This is a genomic window from Duganella aquatilis (genome assembly GCF_009674565.1).
GTDB lineage: Bacteria > Pseudomonadota > Gammaproteobacteria > Burkholderiales > Burkholderiaceae_D > Rugamonas > Rugamonas aquatilis.
On record NZ_WKJL01000011.1, the window covers coordinates 117511 to 140506 of the forward strand.

The 22996-nt window shown below is 63.1% G+C and carries 14 protein-coding genes; 1 reads left to right on the forward strand and 13 read right to left on the reverse strand.

Going from position 1 to position 22996, the window contains the following annotated elements:
• Position 1: 1 nt before the first annotated feature.
• The 10 genes from GJ698_RS16225 to GJ698_RS30980 all read right to left on the reverse strand — a co-directional run bounded on the left by GJ698_RS16225 (position 2) and on the right by GJ698_RS30980 (position 17217).
• Entirely contained in the window at positions 2-2869 is a 2868-nt protein-coding gene (locus tag GJ698_RS16225; RefSeq protein ID WP_154358824.1) for a glycoside hydrolase family 31 protein, read from the reverse strand.
• Between the two features lie 19 nt (positions 2870-2888).
• Entirely contained in the window at positions 2889-4493 is a 1605-nt protein-coding gene (locus tag GJ698_RS16230) for a GH35 family beta-galactosidase (RefSeq protein WP_229260020.1), read from the reverse strand.
• Between the two features lie 63 nt (positions 4494-4556).
• Positions 4557-7568 (reverse strand): TonB-dependent receptor, encoded by a 3012-nt coding sequence (locus GJ698_RS16235; RefSeq protein ID WP_154358828.1) that lies wholly within the window; start codon positions 7566-7568, stop codon positions 4557-4559.
• Between the two features lie 346 nt (positions 7569-7914).
• Positions 7915-9057 carry a sugar ABC transporter permease gene (locus tag GJ698_RS16240; protein WP_154358831.1) on the reverse strand — a complete coding sequence of 381 codons (1143 nt, stop codon included), beginning with the start codon at positions 9055-9057 and terminating at the stop codon, positions 7915-7917.
• Positions 9054-10574 (reverse strand): D-xylose ABC transporter ATP-binding protein, encoded by a 1521-nt coding sequence (xylG, locus tag GJ698_RS16245; protein ID WP_154358833.1) that lies wholly within the window; start codon positions 10572-10574, stop codon positions 9054-9056. The genes GJ698_RS16240 and xylG overlap by 4 nt, the downstream gene beginning before the upstream one ends.
• Positions 10575-10625: 51 nt before the next feature.
• Complete coding sequence (gene xylF, locus GJ698_RS16250) at positions 10626-11630, reverse strand: D-xylose ABC transporter substrate-binding protein (protein ID WP_154358835.1); 1005 nt, start codon at positions 11628-11630, stop codon at positions 10626-10628.
• A 65-nt stretch (positions 11631-11695) separates the two neighbouring features.
• Positions 11696-12475 (reverse strand): D-xylose 1-dehydrogenase, encoded by a 780-nt coding sequence (gene xylB / locus GJ698_RS16255; RefSeq protein WP_229260021.1) that lies wholly within the window; start codon positions 12473-12475, stop codon positions 11696-11698.
• An 85-nt stretch (positions 12476-12560) separates the two neighbouring features.
• The gene (locus tag GJ698_RS16260) at positions 12561-13775 is read right to left on the reverse strand and encodes a XylR family transcriptional regulator (protein ID WP_154358966.1); all 1215 of its coding nucleotides are present in this window, start codon (positions 13773-13775) and stop codon (positions 12561-12563) included.
• A gap of 125 nt (positions 13776-13900) precedes the next feature.
• Positions 13901-15778 carry an exo-alpha-sialidase gene (locus GJ698_RS30975; protein ID WP_229260022.1) on the reverse strand — a complete coding sequence of 626 codons (1878 nt, stop codon included), beginning with the start codon at positions 15776-15778 and terminating at the stop codon, positions 13901-13903.
• Positions 15778-17217: a GDSL-type esterase/lipase family protein gene (locus GJ698_RS30980; RefSeq protein ID WP_229260023.1), complete on the reverse strand. Its 1440-nt coding sequence runs from the start codon at positions 17215-17217 to the stop codon at positions 15778-15780. The genes GJ698_RS30975 and GJ698_RS30980 overlap by 1 nt, the downstream gene beginning before the upstream one ends.
• A 123-nt stretch (positions 17218-17340) precedes the next feature.
• Between GJ698_RS30980 and GJ698_RS16270 the strand changes: the two genes are divergently transcribed.
• Entirely contained in the window at positions 17341-17760 is a 420-nt protein-coding gene (locus GJ698_RS16270) for a hypothetical protein (protein WP_154358839.1), read from the forward strand.
• On the opposite strand, the gene GJ698_RS16275 is transcribed toward GJ698_RS16270, so the two are convergent.
• The 3 genes from GJ698_RS16275 to GJ698_RS16285 all read right to left on the reverse strand — a co-directional run bounded on the left by GJ698_RS16275 (position 17747) and on the right by GJ698_RS16285 (position 22938).
• Positions 17747-19372 (reverse strand): glycoside hydrolase family 43 protein, encoded by a 1626-nt coding sequence (locus tag GJ698_RS16275; RefSeq protein WP_154358841.1) that lies wholly within the window; start codon positions 19370-19372, stop codon positions 17747-17749. The genes GJ698_RS16270 and GJ698_RS16275 overlap by 14 nt on opposite strands.
• The gene (locus tag GJ698_RS16280; RefSeq protein ID WP_154358843.1) at positions 19369-20607 is read right to left on the reverse strand and encodes an MFS transporter; all 1239 of its coding nucleotides are present in this window, start codon (positions 20605-20607) and stop codon (positions 19369-19371) included. Before GJ698_RS16280 ends, GJ698_RS16275 begins: the two co-directional genes overlap by 4 nt.
• A 66-nt stretch (positions 20608-20673) precedes the next feature.
• Complete coding sequence (locus GJ698_RS16285; RefSeq protein ID WP_154358845.1) at positions 20674-22938, reverse strand: ATP-binding protein; 2265 nt, start codon at positions 22936-22938, stop codon at positions 20674-20676.
• Positions 22939-22996: the final 58 nt, after the last annotated feature.

The following is a 22996-nucleotide window of genomic DNA, read 5'->3' on the forward strand; positions in this document are numbered from 1 at the left end:
CTTAACGCTTCACAGTAATCGCTTTGCCCTCATAGCTGACAGTCTTGTCGGCCACGTCGAAGTTATCCGTGCTTGAAACGCCGGGCTTGATGAAGCGTAGCTTGAACTGGCGCTTGGCCACCATGCCCTTGAACTGGCCGGCGCGCTCGCCGATGGTGACGACGCCGGTCTTGTCATTGTAGCTCAGTGGAATACGGCTGGCTTCACCGCGCAAGTAACCGTTGCTGACGCCATCATCCTCATACAGGCTGAATTTGCCATCGGCGCCGGTGTACACCACCAGCGTCAGCGGCGCATCCGGTTTCTCGTCCACGTACTGCGTTACCGGACCAAGCGGCAGGATAGAACCAGCCTTCACCAGCACCGGCATGCGCGTCTCCGGCGCCTTGACGGTCGCCGTGCTGCCGCCCTTGTGCAGTTCACCGGTGTAGAAGTCGTACCAGTTGGCGCCCTTCGGCATGTAGACGCTGCGTTCGCGCGCGCCGTACACGTACACCGGCGCCACCAGCATGTTGTGGCCGAACAGGTACTGGTCCTTGATGTCCTTGACCGCATCATCGTGCGGGAAATCCATCACCAGACCGCGCATGATGGAGCCGGACTCGTAGTGTGTCTCGGCGGCGGCCGAGTAAATATAAGGCATCAGGCGATAACGCAGCTGGTCGTACCAGACCATCGATTCGCGCATCGGCGAACCTGCCGGCGAAATCTCGTGAATCTCGCGCTTGACCACTTCGCCGTGGGAACGGAACAGCGGCGAGAAGGCGCCGAACTGGAACCAGCGCAGATTCAGCTCGCGCCATTCTTTCAAGTCTTCCGGATTGCCCTGCTTGATGCCGGTGCTGCGGTTCTCCTGCGCCGAGCCGACGTCACCCAGCTGGAAGCGGGTCTCCTGCGCATAGCCGCCGATATCGTGCGTCCAGTTCGGAATGCCGGACATCGAGATGCTGACGCCCGCCGAGATCTGGTCATACAGATTGTTCCAGCGGCTCGCCGTATCGCCGCTCCACACGGCGGTGCTGTTGCGCTGAATACCGGCAAAGCCCGAACGCGACAGGATGAACTGGCGCTTCTCCGGCTGGTCTTTGGACAGGTGCGAGTAGAAGCCCTCCGTATGCACCAGGCTATACGGGTTGAAGGTGATCTCGCCGCCGCCATACACGGTCGGGCCGATCAGTTTCTTGAAATCGGCCGGACGAGTATTGGACAGCACGTCCGGCTCGGTGTTATCCATCCACCAGGCGTCGAAGCCCAGGTCCACCAGCTTCGGCTTCATCTGGCGATAGTAGATGTCGCGCGCCTCCTGCGTATATGGATCGTAGTGGCTGTTCTTGTAGCCTGGGCCTACCCAGTCCAGCGCGCCGTTTTCGACGTTCTTGGTCCACATATACCCCTTGGAGGCCAGTTCCTTGTAGTTGTCGGTGTTCGCATAGAACTTGCCCCAGATCGAAATCATCACGCGCGCATTGGCCTTGTGGACTTCATCCACCATCGCCTTCGCATCCGGGAAGCGGGCCTTGTCGAAGTCGTGCGAACCCCAGCCGTTTTCCGGCCAGTAGAACCAGTCCTGCACCATGTTATCTACCGGCCAGCCCTGCTTGCGGTACTCGCGCAGAACGCCCAGCAGTTGCTCCTGCGTTTCGTAGCGCTGGCGCGACTGCCAGAAGCCGTAGGCCCACTTCGGCATCATCGGCGCCTGCCCGGTCAGCTCGCGGTAGCCGGCGATGACGTTGTCGATGCTCTCGCCGTTGATGACGTAGTAGTTGATGCTCTGCGCGACTTCCGACGAAAAGGTCAGCGAGTGACGCTCGTCCTGCGGCAGCGGATCGTTGTGGGTGATGGCGACCATGCCGCCGCTCGGCTTCCATTCCAGGTGCAGCTTGACCGGCTTGTTGGCCTCGAACTTCACCTCGAAGTTGTGATACCACGGATTCCAGCCCTGGCGCCACACGTCCATCACCTGCTTGCCGTCGACATCCAGCTTGGCGTAATCCGACGCATACAGCTGCAGCTTGTGCACGCCCGCCTTCGGCGAAGCCATCGCGCCATCCCACACCACCTTCAGATTGGCGGCCTTGGGATCAACCTCCTTCGGCCAGTTCTCGGCCACATCCTTCAGGTACTGGTAGGCGATATCCTTTTCCTGGCGCGTGAACACCAGCTTGTCGCCGATGTAGTAACGCGCGGTCAGGCCGCCGGCCTTGCCGTCGGCATCGCTCAGTTGCAGGTCGCGGCTCAGCCACGCATACGGCCTGGCGTCGCCGAAGCGCGAGATCGAATTGTTATCCCACAGGACGCCGTAGTTTTTATCCGAGACCACGAACGGCACGGCGATCGCCATATTGTGCTGCATCAGCAGCACGTCTTCGCCGTTAAGGTTCATCTGGTGGTTCTGATGCTGACCCAGGCCGTAGAAGGCGTCCCTGGTGCCGTAGTTAAAGCCCTGCTTCACCGCCAGGAAGGGCTTGCCGTCGATATCCACAGGCGCCATGCTCTCCGCCTGCTGCGTCAAAAACGCCTTGCCGGCGGCGTTAAAGAACTGCACCTGGCCGGTCGCCAGCGACACCGCTACCGAAATCTTCTTCGCCTTCAGCGTGACCTTGTCCTTGCCGGATGCGCTGACGCTGAAGTTACCGCTAACAGGAGCGGCCACTGTCATCAGCGAGGGATTCAGCTCCTTGCCCGACTGGTCCAGCTTCACCACGTGGATGATGTTGTCGGCCATGACCTCCAGCCGCACTTCTTTCGCCGCGCCGCTGTCCGGCTTGACCACCACGCCGGTGGTGGTCTTTTCAAAAGTGCCGGCCATGGCGTGGCCGGATGCGATTACGGCCAGGCAGGCTGCGTGAGCGAGGGTGTTGATACGCATAGTGTCTCCGTTTTTTTATTTAGTATGTGCCGAGGCTCACCTTCAACACTACCGGATTGCCGGTCAGGTTGAGGCCGTAGTCGGTCTGGTCGCCATTCCAGTTGCGCTCCATGATCCATTTGCCGGCGGCGTCGTAGTGTCCCTCCTCCACGCGCGCCCACATGGACGGCTTGCCTTCCGCATGGTCGATCTTCACGCGCGCGCGCTGGCCGATGATGATGAATTCATTGTCGCCGATCTGCGCGATCGACACGCCGCCGTTGGGGATCTCGGTCCCCGCCGGCACGTCCTTGACGTTCTTGAAGTATTCGCGCTCGCCGAACTGCCACTCGCGGAACGAGATGGTGGCCTTCCAGCCCTTCATGTCGAAGGTCTGCGGCTGGCGGTCGTCGCCTTCGGCCACGCCGTAGGTACGGCCCTCAAACGCCCACTTGGCCCACTGGCGCTCCATCGGACGGAAGGCGGCGTAGATTTTCCCGAACGGTTCCACCATGGTCTTGTCGATGGCCTTGTGGCCGAGCGGGAAATTGCTGTAGTCCGCGTAGTCGATGCCGAACGGCGAAAAGCCGATGGCGCCGCGGCCCAGCACCAGGTAGGTGTAGCGCACGTATTCCGGCGCGTTGCTCATCTCCGGCACCATCAGCGGATTGTCCTTGCGCTGGAAGTGGTTCAGCGAAGCGGTGTACTTCTTCGAGTCGGGGCCATAGATGTCCGGGCCGGCGAAATCGATATGCGGCGCGGCGGCGCGGTAGATGTCGATCACGTCGTAGGTCGGCCCGCCGCTGGCGAAGTTCTCGTGCCATGGCTTGACCGGATCTTCGGTCGAATCGCGCTGCGAATTGTTCACGTACATCGGCAGGTTGTAGATCGCGCGGCCGGCCTTGGCGATGTCCTCGATATAGCTGGCGATGGAATAGGCGTGGAAGTATTGGTCGGCGTAGTCGCCGTAGACCTGCTTCCAGGTGCCGCTCTTGGCCAACGGCACCGGCGACTTTTTATAATCCAGCACCGCCTGCGGCACCGGCTGATTGAACTGCGCCTCGGCCTTGGGCGCGTAGTCGCGCGCGTAGCCGTAGGTGCCCACCTCATTCTCGACCTGCATCATGATGACGGTGCGCTGCGCTTCGTCGATCTTCCTGATGTGGCCCATCAGCGCGACAAAGGCTTTCTTGTCGGCCCTCAGCGTCTCTTCGCCTTGCGGCGACAGGCAGTAAGTGATCTTGCCGTCTTTGTCCACCATGCGCGGGAAGCGCGCGTTGTTGAACTTGACCCACTCCGGTGTGTAGCTTGGGCCGGTGTTCTTCCAGGTGCCGAACCACAGCAACACCAGCCGCACCTTGTTCTTGCGGGCTTCCGCCACCAGCGTGTCAACGTAGCTGAAATCGAACTTGCCTTCCACCGGCTCGATCTGCTCCCAGGCCACCGGGATTTCGAGGGTGTTGGCGTTCATGTCCTTGATCGCCGCGAAGACCTTGTTCAGCGCCAGCGGATAGTTGCTTGAATTCTGCGCCTGACCGCCGAGAACCACGAAAGGCGCGCCGTCCACCATCAGGGCGAAACGGCCGTCCTTCTTGACGATCTGCGGTATCTCTGAAGCGGCCGCCGCGCCAGCTGCGGCCATCATTAAACTGATTACGGTAACGAGCTGGCGGGCGGTGTGCTTCATCTAGTTAAAGCCTTTCGAAAGTTAGAAGTCGTAGCTCAGTTTCGCGACCACGCGGCGGCCGGTCTTGAACCATGCGCGTCCCATCATACCGATATTTTGCTGCATCAGCTGCTTGTAAGTCGAGTCGGTCAGGTTCTGCGCCTCCAGGCCCAGTTGCAGCTTGTCGGTGAATTTGTAGAACATCGACGCGTCCAGCTGGCCGTAGGAGTCCGACCAGGTAGGCAGGCCCCAGGCGACATTGGTCTGGCCGTAGGTCGGGCTGGCCGGATTGGTATCCAGGCCGTCCGTACCCTGCGTGCCGTTGACGTTGACCGCCTGCAGCGCTTTCGAACGCCAGTTGTAAGCCAGGCGCGCCGAGACCTTGCCTTTGTCGTACAGCAGCGCGAGGTTATACGTCTGGCGCGACAGGTTTTCCAGCGGCAGGTTGCCGAAGGTGGTGCCATCGGTATCGCAGCCGTTCAGGTTCAGGTTGACGTTGTCCGCCGTGTTCCCACCGGTGCAGTACTTCTGATACACGGACTTGTACAGATCGCGCTTGCTGTCGACGAAGGTGAAGTTGGCTTGCACGCCCAGGCCGGACAAGGCGCCTGGCAGCTGGTCGAAGTACTGCTGGAAGGCGACCTCGATGCCGCGCGCATAGCCCCTGGCGCCGTTGATAGGACCGGTGACGGTGAAGTCGTGCAGCTTGCCGCCGGTGTCAGGCAGCTGCATCACGTAGGTCTGGTTGACCACGATGTCTTTCAGGCGCTTGTTGAACACCGTCGCGGTGAACGAACCGGTCGGCGCGAAGTACCATTCCATCGTCGCGTCGAGCTGCTTGGAGGTGGTCGGACGCAGCATCGGGTTGCCGGTGCCGGTGCCGGTCAGGCTGACGCTGTTGACCGTGGTGACGCCGTTCACAGGATTGTTCGACGTGTTGGCCGTTTCCGACAGCGTGGTATAGCCCTGCAGCTGCGTGAAGTCCGGGCGCGACAGTGCCGACGCGGCGGCGAAGCGGAACTGCAGCTTCTCGCTGACTTTCAGGCGCAGATTCAGGCTAGGCAGGAAGTTGTGATAATCGTTCTCGTAATCCTTCACCTGCGAGAACGGCAGAATGTTCGGCACCGCCACGCCAGCCAGGTTGCCGCCGGTCGGCGCGGTCGAGCTGAACACCGTGTAGCCGCGCGCGCTGGAATCGGTCTTCACGTAGCGCAGGCCGAGGTTACCGTCGATCGGGTATTTCAGGTTATCCCAGCCGAAGCGCAACTGGCCGTACAGCGCCTTGGTCTTTTCCGACTGGTCGTTGGTGCCGGCGTAGTTGTCGGCGCCGAAGGTCGCCTGCTGCCAGGCCGGGCACGACGAGGCAGGATTGATTTCCTGGCACAGGATGTCGTGGTAGGTGTGCAGCTGGGCGTAGCTGCCCGGGAAGCCCTGCGCCAGCGAGACGTTCGGGAATACCACGGCCGGCACGGACACACCGCCGTTGAAGAAGTTGTTGAAGGTGTGCAGATTGGTGTTGCCGCTGAAGCGAGGATCGCTCAGGTAAGCCAGATGCGGAATATCCCAGCCGACCTGCCATGGCTGGCTGATCGCCGCCCAGTTGTAGCTGGGGTTGGAGTTCTGCGTCACCGCATCGCGGTCGGTCAGGCGCACGCCGAAACGGACGTCGCGCAGCACTGGATGATCGAAGTCGTATTTGACGTCGGTGCGCCATGCGGTTTCATTCGCCTTGCTCTGGTCCAGGTGCTCCATGGTGAACGCCCAGTAGTAGTTCGCCGGGTTGGCCAGGTAAGCGCGGTCTGCATCGGTGAACAGGATCTTCGGCACGCTGCCGGTCAGGTCCAGCTTCTCGCTCGGCATGGTGACGCCGGTGGCGACGGTGGAGTCGACGCTGCGCGTGTCGGCCTTGATGTGCTGGACGTCGGTGGTGACGGTCCAGTTGTCGTGACGCCAGCGCAGGTTCCACGACAGGTCGGTGGTGTTCGACTTGCGGTTCGAGGTGCGGGTGTCGTCGCCGAAGTTGATGCCGCCGTCGGTCGGATCGGTCAGGGTGCCGGTCAGCAGCGCGCCCTTGGAATTGAAGGTGGCGTCAGGCGACACCTTGATGTTGTAGGGGCTGGATTGGGCGAAGATCGCCTGCTCGTCCCATTGCATCTCGTACTTCGATTTGAAGTAGGTCAGGGAACTGGACCAGTCGTCCTTTTTCCATTGCAGCGCGCCGTATGCGCCTTCGCGCTTGCGGTTGAATTCCAGCGTACGCCATTGCGCGCCCTTCGGCACGTAGACGGTCTTGCCGGTGGCGTCCTTCAGCGGGTAGTAAGGCTCGACCTGGAAGGCGTCGGTGCGGGTGCCCGATTCCGAGTAGGCCAGATCCAGCAAGGCGCCGACTTCACCGATCGGCGTTGTCCAGCGGTCCGACACCAGGCCGGAATACGATGGCGAGGTTTTGCCTTTCTTCAGTTCCGACCAGGTGCGGTCGGCCGACAGCGAGGCCTTGAAGCCCTTGTAATCGAACGGCATGGCGGTGCGCAGGTTCACCAGGCCGCCGACGGCGCCCTCGACCTGTTCCGCCGATGGATTCTTGTAGATGTCGACGCCGGCCACCAGCTCTGGCGGCACGTCTTCGAAGTTCAGCGAACGGCCGCCGTTGGCCGAGAACGAATCGCGGCCATTCAGTTCGGAGCGCACGTAGCTCAAGCCGCGGATCGACACGCCGGAGCCTTCCACCGAGAAGTGCTCCGGGTCGCCCTTGGACATGGTGCGGTCGATGGTCACGCCAACCACGCGCTGCAGCACCTCGGTCACCGAGCGGTCGGGCAGCTTGCCCATGTCTTCGGCGACGATGGAGTCGACGATTTCATCGGAATTCTGTTTGATCTTCTGCGCCGACTGCAGCGCCGCGCGCTGGCCGGTGACGATCACCGCGACAGGTTCACCGGCGGGGGCGTCGGTGGTTTTCGGTGCATCGCTTGTCTGGGCTACGGCTGCGCCGCTCAGCATCATCGTCATCTGGGCCAGGCCCAATGCGATCGCCGTTTTTTTGAACTGTTTCATCTATGCTCTCCAAAGTTATACGAATTTTTCATAGCTCTTTGGCTATTTGGTATTGGTATTTCTCGCTGTCTGTGGGTGTAAGAAAATTCAGGGCGAGTCAGTCCGCCGGCGCTGAACAGCGCAATCGTTTTGTCGTCATTGATCTTTGTCTCGCTCGTCTATATTTTTTATCGCTGCTGCCGGCTGGCGGGGTGCCAGTGCGCGCGAATTTGAGCCATTGTGCAAGTTACACAATTGAGTAGCAATTGCGAAATTCACCAATCCGGCGAATGATAATAAGCAATCGTAGCGCCGATCATACAGATGCGAGGCCCGCCGCTGCGGGCCTCGTAAGTAAAACGCTTAATCAGCGGCGGCCGGAGCGCGTCGCCACATCCACCCACACTGCCAGCGTCAGAATCGCGCCCTTGACGATCATCTGCCAGTAGGTGTCGACATCCAGCATCGACATGCCGTTGTCGAGCGACGCCATCACCAGCGCGCCGATCAAGGCGCCGTACACGGTGCCGGAGCCGCCGCGCATCGAGGTGCCGCCGATGAAGCAGGCGGCGATCGCATCCAGCTCGCCGGAGGTGCCGGCCGACGGCGAACCGGCGGCCAGGCGCGCGGTGTTGAGCAGGCCGGCCAGGGCGCACATCAGGCCCATGATCCCGAAGATCCACAGCTTCACCGCCTGCACGTTGATGCCGGACAGGCGCGTGGCCTCCATGTTGGAACCGACCGAGTAGATGCGCCGTCCGAACACCGTCTGTGTCGCGACGTAGCTGAAGATCCCCAGCAGCACCAGCAACAGCAGCACCGGCAGCGGAATGCCTTCGTATTCATTGAGCGTGGTGACGAACGCGAACAGCACGGCGCCGATGGCGGCCAGGCGCAGGCCATGGCGCCACATCGCCGGCACCGGCAGCTTGTGGCGCGCCAGGTTGACGCGCTGGCGCCAGATCAGCACAGCGGCCAGCACGAACAGCGCCACGCCCAGCGCCACGCCGATCTGCGGCGGCAGATAACCCTGCCCGATCTGCACCATGGCATCCGACACCGGCGCCACCGTCGCGCCGTCCGTCACGCCGAGCACAATGCCGCGATACGCCAGCATGCCGCCCAGGCCGACGATAAACGACGGGATGCCCGCATACGCCGTCAGGAAGCCGTTGAACAGGCCCAGGGCCAGGCCGCATGCCAGCACCACCGCGATGGTCGCCGGCAGCGGCATATGGTGCGTCACGTCCAGCACTGCCGCAATGCCGCCCAATAGCCCGAGCAGCGAGCCGACCGACAGGTCGATCTCGCCGGCGATGATGACGAAGGCCATGCCGCAAGCCACCACGCCGGTCACCGCCATCTGGCGCATCAGGTTGGACAGGTTGCGCGGCGAGATGAAGCCGCCCTCGGTCTTGAAGCTGAAGAAGGCCCAGATGATGGCGATGGCGATCAGCAGCGCGAGGATTTTGTATTGCGTGAACAGCTGTTTGATTTTGGTTGGGTTCATTGATGTAGCGCCGCCGAGAGCAGCATTTCCTGAGTCAGATTCTGATTGACGAAATCGCCGCGCAACTCGCCTTCGCCCATCACCAGTACACGGTCGGACACGCCCATCACCTCGGCCAGTTCCGACGACACCATGATGATGGACATGCCCTTGCTGGCCAGTTCCAGCATCAGCTTGTAGATTTCGAACTTGGCGCCGACGTCCACGCCGCGCGTCGGCTCGTCGAGGATCAGCACCTTGGGCCGCGTCAGCAGCATCTTGGACAGCACCGCCTTCTGCTGGTTGCCGCCGGAGAGCGAGGTAATCGGCAGGAACGGGCTGGCGGTCTTCAGGCCGAGGCGGGCGATTTCCTCGTTCACCGTTTTCAGCTCGGCCTCGCGGTCGATGCGGGTTAAGCGCGCGTAGCGGCCCAGCACCGACAGCGTGATGTTCTGCCCCACGTCCAGATCGCGCACGATGCCGTGCTGCTTGCGGTCTTCCGGCACCAGCGCCAGGCCGTTGCGAATCGCCTTCAGCGGCGTGGAGGTGTCGATCTTCTCGCCTTCCAGCCATACCTCGGCTTCGCTGTCGCCGGGATAGGCGCCGAACAGCGCCGACACCAGTTCCGTACGCCCGGCGCCCACCAGCCCTGCGATGCCGAGGATTTCGCCCTTGCGCAGCTGGAAGGAGACGTTGTTCACTTTTTTGCGTTCCGGTTTTTCGGTGTCGTAGCAGGTGACGTTGCGCGCTTCGAACACCACCTCGCCGATGCCGCGTTCCAGCTGCGGATACAGCTGGTTCATCTCGCGGCCCACCATCTGCGCGATGATCTGCTGTACGTCCATCTGCTCCATCGGCGTGGTGGCGATGTGCTTGCCGTCGCGGATCACCACGATGGTGTCGCAGATCGCCTCCACTTCATCGAGCTTGTGCGAGATGTAGACGCAGGCCACACCCTTGGCCTTCAGGCCGCGGATAATCGCCAGCAGCACCTGGATCTCGGCCGCCGTCAGCGACGACGACGGCTCGTCCAGGATCAGCAGGCGCGCGTTCTTGTTGAGCGCCTTGGCGATCTCGATCAGTTGCTGGTGGCCGCCGCCGTAGTTCGACACCGGCAGCACCACGTTGACGTCGTCGAGCTTGAGCTCCTTCAGCAGGGCGTCGGCGCGCTGGTTCATGGCGGGATAATCCATGCGGCCGCCGGGCAGCGTGATCTCGTTGCCGAGGAAGAGATTTTCGGCCACCGACAGTTCCGGCACCAGCATCAGCTCCTGGTGGATGATGACCACGCCGGCCGCTTCGCTCTCGCGGATCGACTGCGCCTTGAGCGGCTGGCCGTCCAGCAGGATCTCGCCGTCCCAGGTGCCGTGCGGGTAGACGGCGGACAGCACTTTCATCAGGGTCGATTTGCCGGCGCCGTTTTCGCCGCACAAACCAATGCACTCGCCCGGCCTGATTTTCAGGTCGATGCCGTCGAGCGCGGGAACACCGCCAAATTTTTTGACGATGCCCTTCATTTCTAGCAAATAGCCGGACATGGGGATTCTCGCAGAGGTGAAAAACGGGGCCGGACGGCCCCGTTGCAGCGCTTACTTGGCCGCCAGCTGGGCCTGGGTATAGAAGCCGTCTTTGATCACGACATCGATGTTCGCCTTCGTCAGCGCGACAGGCTTGAGGAACACCGAATCCACTTCCTTGAAGCCGTTGTTGTACTTGGCGTTGAAGGCCGGCTTCTCGCCGCGCACCAGCTGCACCGACAGCTTGGCCGCTTCCGACGCGATCAGCTTCAGCGGCTTGTACACGGTCAGCGTCTGCGTGCCCGCGATCACGCGCTTGACGGCCGCCAGATCGGAATCCTGGCCCGACACGGCCACCTTGCCATCCAGCTTCTGCGACGCCAGCGCCTGGATCGCACCGCCGGCGGTGGCGTCGTTGGAGGCCACCACGGCGTCGATCTTGTTGCCGTTGGCGGTCAGCGCGTTTTCCACGATGGACATCGCCTCGGACGGGCTCCAGTCCTTCACCCACTGCTTGCCGACCACCTTGACGTCGCCCTTGTCAATCAGCGGCTGCAGCACCTTCAGCTGGCCTTCGCGCAGCATCTTGGCGTTGCTGTCGGTCGGCGCGCCGCCCAGCAGGTAGAAATTACCCTTCGGTTTCACCGCCAGCACGCCCTGCGCCTGCAGCTGGCCAACCATATTGTTATCGAAGGAGATGTAAGCGTCGATGTCGGCGTTGAGGATCAGGCGGTCGTAGGAGATGACCTTGATCTTGGCTTTCTTCGCCTCGCGCACCGCGTTGGTCAGCACGGTGGCGTTGTACGGCACGATCACCAGCACATCGACGCCGCGCGAAATCAGGTTCTCGATCTGGGCGATCTGGCGCTGTTCGCTGGCGTCGGCCGACTGCACGAACACCTTGGCGCCCTGCTGCTCGGCGGCGGCGACGAAGTAGTCGCGGTCGCGCGCCCAGCGCTCCAGCCGCAGGTCGTCGATGGAAAAGCCGATTTTTGGGTTCTTGGCGTCGGCCATGGCGTTACCGCCGGCGCAAGCCATCATGACGGCGATTGCTGCCGTGCTCAGTAATTTCTTCATCAATTAAGTCTCCAATTATGCTGCCGAGTTCTATGCCCAACTAAACATTGCACCGCTATGTTACATCACGCGCCGTACCACCCGGCGTCCACATAGTATTCGCGTCCCGAACAACGCGCCGCACTGTCGGAAGCGAGGAACAAGGTGAGCGCCGCCACGTCGGCGATTTCCACGCGGCGCGGCAGGCACTGGCCGGCCAGCATGCGCGCTTCCTCGTCCGGCGTGTGCCACAGCGCCTCCTGGCGCGGCGTGCGCACGCCGCCGGGAATCACGCTGTTGACGCGGATGTTGTCGCGGCCCAGGTCGCGCGCCATGCCACGCGTCATGCCCTCGATGCCGGCTTTGGCGGTCATGTACAGGGTCAGCTCCGGCAAGGCCAGGTGCCAGGAGATGGAACTGAAATTCAGGATCACGCCGCCGCCCGCCGCACGCATGCCCGGCACCACGGCCTGGGCGCAGAAGTACAGGTGGCGCAGATTGACCGCCATGCGGTTTTCCCAGTACGCCGGCGTGACGTTGGCGATTTCGTGGCGGTCATCGTTGGCGGCGTTGTTGACCAGGATGTCGACCGGGCCGATGGTTTCGAAGATCTGCGACACTTTTTGCAGGTCGGTCAGGTCGCACGGCACGAAGGCTGGCGGCGTGGGCAGCGCGGCCAGGCTGGCCGCCAGGGCGCGCGAATCCTGTTCGGCGATGTCGAGAAAGGTGACCAGCGCCCCTTGGCGCGCGAAGGCTTCGACGATGCCGGCGCCGATACCGCTGCCGCCGCCGGTGACGACCACGCGCTTGCCGGCGAGGCTGGGATAGGTGGCCTGCTCACGCGGCGTGTTGTAATGTTTGTCCAAGGTCTGTTCTCCAAAATAGCTGGAGGATTTTGACCCGGCCAAACATAAGCCGCAATTACGAAAATCACCAATCGCGGCAATGATATTACGCCGCCAGCTCCGGCGGCGGCAGCGCCGATCCGTCATCGACGATGCCCTGCATGGCGCGGTCCTGGTAGGTGCGCGGCGTGCATCCCAGCTCGCGCTTGAACACCGCGTGCATGTACTGCACCGACGTAAAGCCGCAGCACAGCGCCACCTCGGCGATGCTGCGCTCGCCGCGCGCCAGCATCGAGGTGGCGGCATCGAGCTTGAAGCGCAGGATCACGTCATGCACGCTGCAATTGAGCTCCTGGCGAAAGTAGGACTCCAGCGACGAGCGCGAAATGCCCACGTACTCCGCCACCTGGTGCGTCTTGATGCCCTGGCAGGCGTACTGGCGGATGAAGTGCCGCGCGCGCATCACGTGCGGATGCTTGGGCGCCTCGTGCTGCGTCGACGCCAGCACGTTGATGCCTACCGGCGGCACCAGCACCCGCGTGCCGCTCATGCGCACGCCGTGCAGCATCTGGTCCAGCAGGTGAGCGGCGGTGCGGCCCATCTCCTGCGCGCCCTGGATCACGGAACTCAGCGGAATGCGGGTCAGCATGCGCGCCAGCGGATCGTTGTCGATGCCGATCAGCGCCACCTGCTCCGGCACCGCGATGCCGGCCATGATACAAGCCTGCATCAGCTGGCGCGCCCGCGCGTCGGTGACGGCGATGATGCCGACCGGCTTGGGCAGGCTATGCAGCCACTGGATCTGCTGCTCCACCGCCTCGTCCCACGACGGCGCGCTGGTGCCCAGGCCGCGATAGATATGCGGCTCCATCTTGTCCTTGTCCATCAGGGCGCGGAAAGCGTGTTCGCGCTCCTGTGCCCAGCGGTTTTCCTGCGCCTCCGGCAGCGAGAACATGGCGAAGTGGCGCAGGCCGGCCTCGATCAGGTGATCGCGCGCCATCTTGATCAGCTTGAAGTTGTCGGTGGCGACGTAAGGCACGTCCTCGGGATAGGCGGCCTGGTTCTCATAGGAGCCGCCCACCGCCACCACCGGCACCCGGCTGCGCGTCAGCGCGGCGGCCACCGCCGGATCGTCGAAGTCGGCGATGATGCCGTCGCCCTGCCAATGCTCGATGCCCGGCAGGCGCAGCCGGAAGTCTTCTTCCAGGAACAAATCCCAGGTCGCCCGTGTCGAACTCAGGTACGCGGCGATGCCCGCGATCACTTCGCGGTCAAAAATTTTGTTTGCATTGAACAGCAGCGCAATCCGGTGTGACTTCATCTGCATATCGACTTTCCCGTTCCAGGACGTATGTGGCCTTCTTAATACTACAGGCCACCCGAACGGCGGAGATATGAAAAATTTCGCATCATCCATAACGAAATTGACTAAATTCCTAAAAGAAATTACGTTTTCGGCTTGCCGAACACGATGCCGCGTCCCGCCGTGCTCATATACACCAGGCCAAAGGTGTTCATGTCGCCGACCACAAACTGGGCGTCGCCGGGGCCGCCGTACTGGTGGGTATCGTCGTTAATGCGCAACCAGGTGGCCCCGCCATCGGTGGAGCGGTACACCCCGCGCACGCCGCCGACCTCGCCCCAGATATAAACCGCCGGGTAGTTCGCGCCCGGCGCGGCCTTGCCGAAGCCGACCGCCGCCGCATAGCCGACGCCGGGGATACCGGTGAAACTGGCGCCGGAATCGGTGGAACGGGCCAGGCCGCCGTCGTACAGCGCCACCCAGACATCGCCTTCGCGGCCCGGCGCGGCGCGCACAGTCTTCGATCCGCGCGGCGACGCCAGCCTGGCGGCCGGCGCGAAACTGGCGCCGCCGTCGGTACTGACCAGCATGCGCTCGCCCGCCAGCGCGTAAAACTTGCGCGGATTGAGCGGATCGGCCACCGCGCGGCCACGCTCGGTGCTCAGCCCCCTGACCTCGCTCCAGCTGCCGCCCTCGTCGGCGGAGCGGTAGCAGGTCGTGGCTTTTTCCGGGCAGTGCACGATCACCTTGCCGTCCGCGCTCAGCGCCACCTGGCCCTGCTTACCGTTCATGGCGGCGGTTTTACGCCAGCTGACGCCCATGTCGTGCGACACGTACATGGCGCTGCCGGCGCGCACCACCACGTTCGGCTTGGCAGCGGCGTAGTCCAGCCCCCAGGTGGTGCCCATGGTCGGCGTGTGGATCGGCGCGTACTGCGTCACGTCGGTGTGGCGGAAGCCGTCGTAATCGCCAATCGCCGAGATAACCGGGCCGCCGGGAATGCTGACCAGGTTCAGCGGCACGGATTCTTCCAGGCCCATGTCTTCGAACTTCCACACCGGCCTGGCGGCGTGAATGTCGGTGGAGACGAACACGCCGTTGCCGGAAACAGCCATCAGCCGCTGGCTGTCGAACGGATCGAACTCGATGCTGGCTGTCCAGTGAATGAAGCTGCCGGCGATCCAGCTGACGCCGTTGGCGTCGATCTGCACGCCGTTGGCGACGATGCTCTTCCAGCTTTTGCCGCCGTCCAGCGTTTCGTAGAACTGGTCGCCGATGCCGCCGCGCATGTCGTAGTGGGAGATGGTGGACACCACCATGCGCTGCGGATTGCGCTGATCGACGGTGATGCCGGCGTAGGCGGCGTTCAGCGGCGGCGAGATGTCGGTCCATTTGCCGCTGGCGATGTCGTACTGCCACACGCCGCCCTCTTCCAGTCCTTCGCCGATCTTCTTGTCCGCATGCGGACCGGCGCCCAGCGCGAAGGTGACCATCAGCTTGCCGTCAGCGACCACGGCGCGGTGCGGCATCAGCTTCTGCGGGCCACCAGTCATGGCGCTGAAGGTCTTGCCGCCGTCGGACGACATATACATGTTTTCGCCAAAGCGCGAGACGCCGACAAACAGCTTGCCGCTGTCCAGCAGCACCAGGCTGATGCCGTTCTTGTTGGTGGTCGTGGTGACGTCCAGGCCATCCAGCCGGCGCCAGCTCAGGCCCTCGTCGGTGCTCTTGAACAGGCCGTTGGCGCGGGTGCCGGCGTAGAGGATTTTGCCGTCGCGCGGATCGACTTGCAGCTTCTCGCCGTTGCCGCGCCCCATGCCGTTGCCGTGCACCTTGAACTGGCTGGTGACGTCGATACGCTGGAAAGTCTGTCCGTAATCACTGGACTTGAGCACCGCGCTGGCGCCGCCGTTCAGGTAGGCGATGCCGGCGGTCATATAGAGCTTGTTGGGCGACGATGGGTCGATCGCCAGCGATTCGATGCCGAGCAGGCCGGTGTCCTTATCGGACACCCAGTCCATCAGCGGAATCCAGCGTTTTTTTTTGCGTCCCAGCGGTAAGCGCCGCCGACATCGGTGCGGGCGTAGACCAGCCCTGGCTCGGTCTTGCTGGTGACCAGACCAGAGACGAAGCCGCTGCCGCCGATGGAGACGTTATCCCAGGCGTATTGCGCCGCTTGCGGCAACAGCTTGTTCAGCGTCGGCGCCATGGCCTTGGCCCAGATCTCATAGCCCTGCTCGTTGGGATGCAGCAGGTCCGGCATGATGTCGCGCGACAGCGTGCCGTCCGGTTGCAGGAAGGACTTGCCGATGTCGAGGAAGAACACCTTCTGGTTGTCGGCAAAGCCGGCGATGATGGCGTTGACCTTGTCGTTAATCAGACGCAGCTTGTCGTCCGGCTTTTCTCCGCGCGGGAAGATGGCCAGCAGCAGGATCCTGGTGTCCGGCAGGCGCTTTTGCAGCTCGTCGATATTGCGCTTGATGCCGATGGCGGTGGTCTTCGGGTCTTCCTGGCGGTAACCGGTGTTGTTGGTGCCGAACATCAGCACCGCGACTTGCGGTGCCAGGCCGTCCACTTCGCCGTGCAGCAGCCGCCACAGGACATTCTCGGTACGGTCGCCGCCGAAGCCGAGGTCCAGCGCGTTCAGCGGCTTGTAGACGCGGTTCCACACCGGCAGGCCATCCTTTTCCCAGTTGTGGGTGATGGAATCGCCGATGAAAACTACCTGCGCGCTCTTGCCGACCTGTTTTGCTTCGGCCAGCTTGTCTTCGTGGCGCGTGGTCCACCAGTCGACCGACCAGGATTCGTTCAGCTTGTCCGGCGTGACGGAGGCGGTTTTGTAATCGGGGCAGTTGACGTTGGGCTGGCCGCTGACCTGGTATTTGACGTTGGCGATCGAGACCTTGCCGGTGCCGCTGGCATCCAGCGCGAACGGCTGGGTGACGGCGCTGAAGTCGTCGCCTTCGCGGTAGAAGCAGCTCATCGAGAACACCAAGTGCTGCCAGCCCTTGCCGGCCATGGCGCGCGCCGGCACCAGGTACGGCACGCCGCGTTCGCAATCCGCGCCGCAGCGCAGCTTGAAGGTAATGCCTCCTTTGGCCAGTTCCTGCACATTGGCGTCCAGCGCCAGCACGCCCTTGGCCAGATACGGACGCAGGTCGACCGGATTGCCGCCCTCCACCCGCAGGCTGGCGTACCAGGCCTTGTTGAAATCCAGCGTCAGCGCATCGTCCTTTTTGCCCTTGGTGGATTTGGCGACCGTGACCACGCTTTCCGGTACCTTGACCTGACGCGAGATCTCGACCTTGTCGCCTTCCAGCGTCTTGTTGGTTTCAAAGTCGGAAACCTGGATGTGCCAGGAGTCCAGCGGACGGCTGGCGTACACATTCAACGCATTCGGCACGGCCGCGAAGGCGGACGATGACAGCACAGCCAGGGCTGCGGCAAGGCGGATTTTCATGGGATGTCTCACGTATTTTTATGCGCACCATTGTGCTGCCACCAGCCACGCGCGGCAATTACGAAAATCACCAACTGGCACAACAATATTGAACTTGTTTCTCTGCTTGCGGTCTAATCTTGCATGAGTCAGCCAAACAACGCCGAAGAAACGCCAATAGCCGTCCTCGAAGCGAGGATGGATGGTCGCATATCATCCATGGAGGCAACATTCTCCAGCTTCGTCAAGCTGATGGATGAACGACAGAAGATCTCGGATGCAAGATTCGACCGGATCGAGGCCATGCTCACGGAAATGCGCGCCAACATCGCCAGCCTGCGCACCACCATCGTCGTGACCGGCATTAGCAGTGTGCTAGCCGCCGTCCTTGGCATCTCTGCATTGAACGCTACGCTCTATTCCAATATGTTGGCCGCCCTGAGCGCCGGCAAGGAAATGGCGGCCATACAGGCGGAGGTGAAAAAGCAGGCCGAGCAAACCGCAGTGCTCATCAAAAATATGCAGGCGCAACAAGAGAAAAACAAGCCGCCTACTTCGGATTAACGCAATACGGCCGTTCGCGGTATTCGAAGTCATCGAAGTCCGCATGCAACGCCGTGCCCGCCATGTCCTGGCATGCCACGCCGACAAAGGCACCGGTAAAGTTGGGCATGCCGGGGGCATTGGCCTCGTCCGACAGGATGCTGGCGTCGAACTGCTGCGGCAGCCACTGCCAGTCGCCATCGCCGATCCGATACGCAAACAACATCCGCTCCTCGTCCACCTCCACGCGCAGCTGCACCGGCACGCCAGACGGCAACGCAATCGGCGCGGTAAAAGTATCGGTCTGCACATGATTCGGCAAACTGCTCATCACCCGCAAATGCCTGCCCACCACCTCGTCATGCGAAATGTACAGATAGTGGAACTTGGACGCGTTGTAATAACACACCAGCCCCGCTTGCTGCTGATAATGCTCCGGCTCAAACTCCACCACCGTCGACGCGCTGTAGCAATGCGATTGCTGCCGACGCGCCACCAACGCCTGCCGGAACTGGCTGCCCATGCTCTCCCGCCCGTACAAGCGCAAATGCCCCGGCCGCGCAGTCAGACTGAACAGCTCCTCCGGCCACGGCGACCGCAACCACTGAAACGCAACCGGCAACTCGGGCACATCGAAATCCTCCCGCACCGGCAACACCGCAAAGCGATGCTCCGGCAAGCCCGGCGTCGCAGCCGCCAGCTCCGGCGTGCCCAACCCGTCCACGGTGCGCAGCCAGCCATCCTCGCCCCACACCATCGGCTGTATCGCCGTCTCGCGCCCCAGCGTGCACGTGCCGCGATTGCGCAACGGCCGCCCGCACAGATAGACCATATACGTCCGCCCATCCTGCGTCTCCACCAGATCCGCATGGCCCGCGCGCTGCAACGCCAAATCCGGCCGATGCCGCGAACTGAGTATGGTCTGCTCCGGATGCAATTCATACGGCCCGCTCAGATTGCGCGAACGCGCCATCGTCACACCATGATTCCAGCCAGTGCCGCCCTCGGCCGTGAGCAGATAGTAGTAGCCGTTGCGCTTGTACAGATGCGGCGCTTCCGTCAGCCCATGGGCCGTGCCCTTGAAGATATTCTCGCGCTTGCCGATCAGCCGACCTTGCGCATACTCCTGCATCACAATGCCGTTAAACCGGTTGCTGCCCGGCCGGTGATCCCACAGCTGGTTCAGCACATACTTGCGGCCGTCATCATCATGGAACAGCGACGGATCGAAGCCACTGCTGTTGAGATACACCGGCTCCGACCACGGCCCCTCGATACTCGGACTGGTCACCAGATAATTATGAAAATCGCGCAAGGAAGCACTGCCGGTCGCGCCGCCCGTCGAGGTGCGGCCATAGCGCTTGACGTCGGTATAAATCAGCCAGAACAAGCCATCCGCATAGGTCAGACAAGGCGCCCACACGCCGCACGAATCCGGCGCACCCAGCATGTTCAACTGGCTTGCGCGCGTCAGCGGACGCGTCAGCAGGCGCCAGTGCACCAGGTCGCGCGAATGGTGAATCTGCACGCCCGGATACCACTCGAAGGTGGAGGTGGCGATGTAGTAATCGTCGCCCACGCGCACGATGGACGGATCGGGATTAAAGCCCGGCAGGACAGGATTCTGAATCATGACGTTTTCTCTCGTACCAAAGTCCACAACAGCAGCGCCGCCACCAGGTCCAGCACCGCCAGGCTGACGAAGAACGGCGTATAGCCCACGCTGGCCATCAGCCCGCCGATCAGCAGCGAGAACAGCAGCAGCCCGAAATTGCCGAACGTGCCGCACATGCCGGCCACCGTCGCCACCTCGTTGCGGCGGAACAGATCGGACGACATGGTGATGACGGTGACCGACAAGGTCTGGTGCGCAAAGCCGGCCAGGCTGAGCAAGGCGATCGCCGCGTAAGGACTCTCCACGAAGCCGACAAACGCCACGCCCAGCATCATGCACGCGCCCAAGGTGAATGCGCCGCGCCGCGCATTAATCAGCCGCACGCCGCGCTTCTGCAAGGCCAGCACCACCATCGGCCCGAACAGGCAGCCGAGGTCGGCGGCCAGGAACGGCAGCCAGGCAAACATCGCAATCTGCGCCAGATCGAAATGCCGCACCGTGGTCAGGTACAGCGGCACCCAGAACGACAGCGTGCCCCACGCCGGATCGGCCAGGAAGCGCGGCAGCGCGATGCCCCAGAAATTGCGCATCTTGAGTATGCTGAGTATGGAGGGCCGGCCCTCGCCTTGCAGATGCTGCTCCTGCCCGGCCGCGATATGCTGCGCCTCCTCGGCCGACAGGCGGCGATGGCGCGCCGGCGCGTCGTACAGCAGCAGCCAGGCCGCCACCCAGACCAGTCCCAGCGCGCCGGTGATCACGAACGCGGACTGCCAGTTGTAATGCAGGATCGCCCACACCACCAGCGGCGGCGCCAGCATCGAGCCGAACGAGGCGCCGATATTGAAGATGCCGCCCGCCATTCCGCGCTCCCTGGCCGGGAACCATTCCGACACCGCCTTCATGCCGGCCGGATTGGCCGAGCCTTCCGCCAGCCCCAGCATGCCGCGCAGCACCGCCAGCATCTGCCAGTTGGTGGCCAGGCCGTGCGCCATGCAGACGAACGACCAGGCCGTCGCGAACAGGGCGAAGCCGAACTTCAGGCCGATCACATCCAGCACATAACCGCACAGCGGCTGCAGCATGATCGCGCCCTGGAAGGCGGCGGTAATATACGAGTATTCCCTGGTGCTGATGCCCAGTTCCGTCAGCAGCGTCGGCGCGGCGACCGCCAGCGTGCTGCGGGTCAGGTAGTTGATCACGGCTCCCAGCATGATCAACCCTATCATCCACCAGCGTAGTCCCTTGATTTTCATGGTTGCGCAATCATTATGGCGGGACCGCAAAGATAGCACACTACCAGCGGCAGTCAAATTTTATGATTACGACAATTGTGGCGTGCCGCCGGCCATCTCCGCCAAGGCTTGCGCCAACTCCTGCCGCAGCGCCTCAAGATGAGGCTTGACGGCGTCCAGTTCGCCGGCATCCGCCAGCTTTTCGATTTGCGCGCAGCGCGCGTGCAGCGTATCGACGCCGAGATAGGCGGCGCCACCCATCAGGCTGTGCGCGGCCAGGGCGATCATCATCGCGTCCTCGTTATCCAGTCCCTGCGTCGCCACCGCCAGCAGGCGCGGCCCTTCGATCATGAAGGCGGCGCGCATGGCGTGGTGCAGCTTGTCTTCCAGTTGCGGCCGCTGCGCGTCAGACGCTTGCAGCTCGGCCACGTCGAACATCACATCCAGTTCCGCCAGCGTCGGCGCCACCGCGGAACGTTGCTCGCTGATCAGCGGCCTGCCCTGCGCCAGGATGGACTCCAGCTGGCGCCCGATCTCCGCGTGCAGATCATGTTCATCGATCGGCTTGGCCAGGAAACCGTTGGCGCCGGCCGCCAGGAAACGCTGCCGTTCCTCGGTGGTGGCATTGGCCGTCAACGCGATCACCGGCACGGAAGGATCGCGTATGCCGTCCAACCCGGCGCGCAGGCGCTGCACGGCGGCGATGCCGTCCATGCGCGGCATGCGGCCGTCCATGATCACCAGGTCGTAATCGCGCGCGGCCAGGGCCTCCAGCGCCAGCACGCCATCCTCGGCGATGGTGACGGTGTGGCCCATGATGCCCAGCAACTCGCGCAGAATGATCTGGTTGGTGCTGCCGTCTTCCGCGCACAGCACGCTCAGGCGCGCCGCATGCGGATGGCGCACGGCCGTTTCGCGCCGGGCCACCGGCACGCCGCGTTCCAGCGGCAGGTACACGCGGAACATGCTGCCGACGCCCGGTTCGCTGCTGGCCTCGATACGCCCGCCCATGGCGGCAACGATATTCTTGCAGATGGCCAGGCCCAGGCCGGCGCCGCCGTATTTGCGCGAGGTCGCGGCATCGGCCTGTTCGAACTTCTGGAACAGCCGGCCCAGCGCCTCGGCCTCGATGCCGATGCCGGTGTCGCGCACGGTGATGACGATGCCCTGCTCCGCCTGCGCCGCCACCGTGACGCGCACCTCGCCATGCTCGGTGAACTTGATGCCGTTGCCGACCAGGTTGACCACCACCTGCCGCAGCCGCGTCGGATCGCCGCGCCACCACAGCGGCAGCGCCGGATCGACCACCGTCACCAGCGAAATGCCCTTGGCGCCGGCGCGGTCGCCCAGCAGATTGGCCACGTCGTTCGCCAAGGCCGGCAGGTCGAAATCCAGTACCTCCAGCGGCATCTTGCCCGCTTCCAGGCGGGAGAAGTCGAGGATGTCGTTGATGATTTGCAGCAGCACCTCGGCGTTGCTCAGGCTGAGGCGCAGCTTGTTGCGCGTGTTGGGCGCCAGCGCCGCATCCTTCAGCGACGAGCGCAGCATGCCGATCACGCCGCCCAGCGGCGTGCGCACCTCGTGGCTGATCATGGCCAGGAAATCGCTCTTCAGCTGGTTCGACACTTCCGCCGCGCGCTGCGCCGCCAGCGACTCGGCATAGCGCTCCTGCGACGCCCGCAAGTCCGCCTCGCGCGCATGCAGCGTGACGATCTGCGCTTCCAGCGTCTGGCGGTAGCGCTGTTCATTCTCCATGCTGCGCGCATGCGTGGCGCGCTGACGCGCCAGCGCGCCGTCCAGCCCGTGCAGCAGATAAGTGCAGGACACCGTCAGCACGGCGGAGACAAACAGGAAATTGACGCTCAGGATGGACCAGTGCGCCAGCGAGCCGGCCAGCACCACGGCCATGCCCGGCTCAATGCCGCCGACGTAGCCGGCCAGGAACAGCGTGACGCTGCACCACAGCAGCGCCAGCGTGGCGGCGCGGCTGCCGATCAGCACCGTGCACAGCACCGGCACCGCCAGCAGGTAAATCTGCGACACCGGCCCGAGGGAACACAGCAGTACCAGCGCGATCAGGTAAGCGATGCCCAGCAGGCCGAGCGCCCGCCAGCGGTACGCCAGCTCGCGCCGATAATGCAGCACGCCGACGCCGGTCAGCGCGACCACGTCGGTCGCCACCAGCGGCCAGTGGCCCGCGAGCGCGCCGCCCCACATGCTGGGCAGGATGATCAGCACGCCCAGCCAGAAGGAAACGGCGCACAAGCCATTCAGCAGGCGGACGCGCCACCCCTGCAGATCCTGGTCGCCCTGGCCCGGCGACGCCATGCGCAGGTCCAGGGCTGCGCGCAAGGCACGTACCGATGGGCTGTCTATCAAAACGGACTCACTGAAGAGAGGGTTGCAATTA

Coding starts and splice junctions, on each gene's coding strand:
- GJ698_RS16225 (WP_154358824.1), bottom strand. CDS start 2,869: ATGCGTATCAACACCCTCGCTCACGCAGCCTGCCTGGCCGTAATCGCA.
- GJ698_RS16230 (WP_229260020.1), bottom strand. CDS start 4,493: ATGATGGCCGCAGCTGGCGCGGCGGCCGCTTCAGAGATACCGCAGATC.
- GJ698_RS16235 (WP_154358828.1), bottom strand. CDS start 7,568: ATGAAACAGTTCAAAAAAACGGCGATCGCATTGGGCCTGGCCCAGATG.
- GJ698_RS16240 (WP_154358831.1), bottom strand. CDS start 9,057: ATGAACCCAACCAAAATCAAACAGCTGTTCACGCAATACAAAATCCTC.
- xylG (WP_154358833.1), bottom strand. CDS start 10,574: ATGTCCGGCTATTTGCTAGAAATGAAGGGCATCGTCAAAAAATTTGGC.
- xylF (WP_154358835.1), bottom strand. CDS start 11,630: ATGAAGAAATTACTGAGCACGGCAGCAATCGCCGTCATGATGGCTTGC.
- GJ698_RS16260 (WP_154358966.1), bottom strand. CDS start 13,775: ATGAAGTCACACCGGATTGCGCTGCTGTTCAATGCAAACAAAATTTTT.
- GJ698_RS30975 (WP_229260022.1), bottom strand. CDS start 15,778: ATGGACTGGGTGTCCGATAAGGACACCGGCCTGCTCGGCATCGAATCG.
- GJ698_RS30980 (WP_229260023.1), bottom strand. CDS start 17,217: ATGAAAATCCGCCTTGCCGCAGCCCTGGCTGTGCTGTCATCGTCCGCC.
- GJ698_RS16270 (WP_154358839.1), top strand. CDS start 17,341: ATGAGTCAGCCAAACAACGCCGAAGAAACGCCAATAGCCGTCCTCGAA.
- GJ698_RS16275 (WP_154358841.1), bottom strand. CDS start 19,372: ATGATTCAGAATCCTGTCCTGCCGGGCTTTAATCCCGATCCGTCCATC.
- GJ698_RS16280 (WP_154358843.1), bottom strand. CDS start 20,607: ATGAAAATCAAGGGACTACGCTGGTGGATGATAGGGTTGATCATGCTG.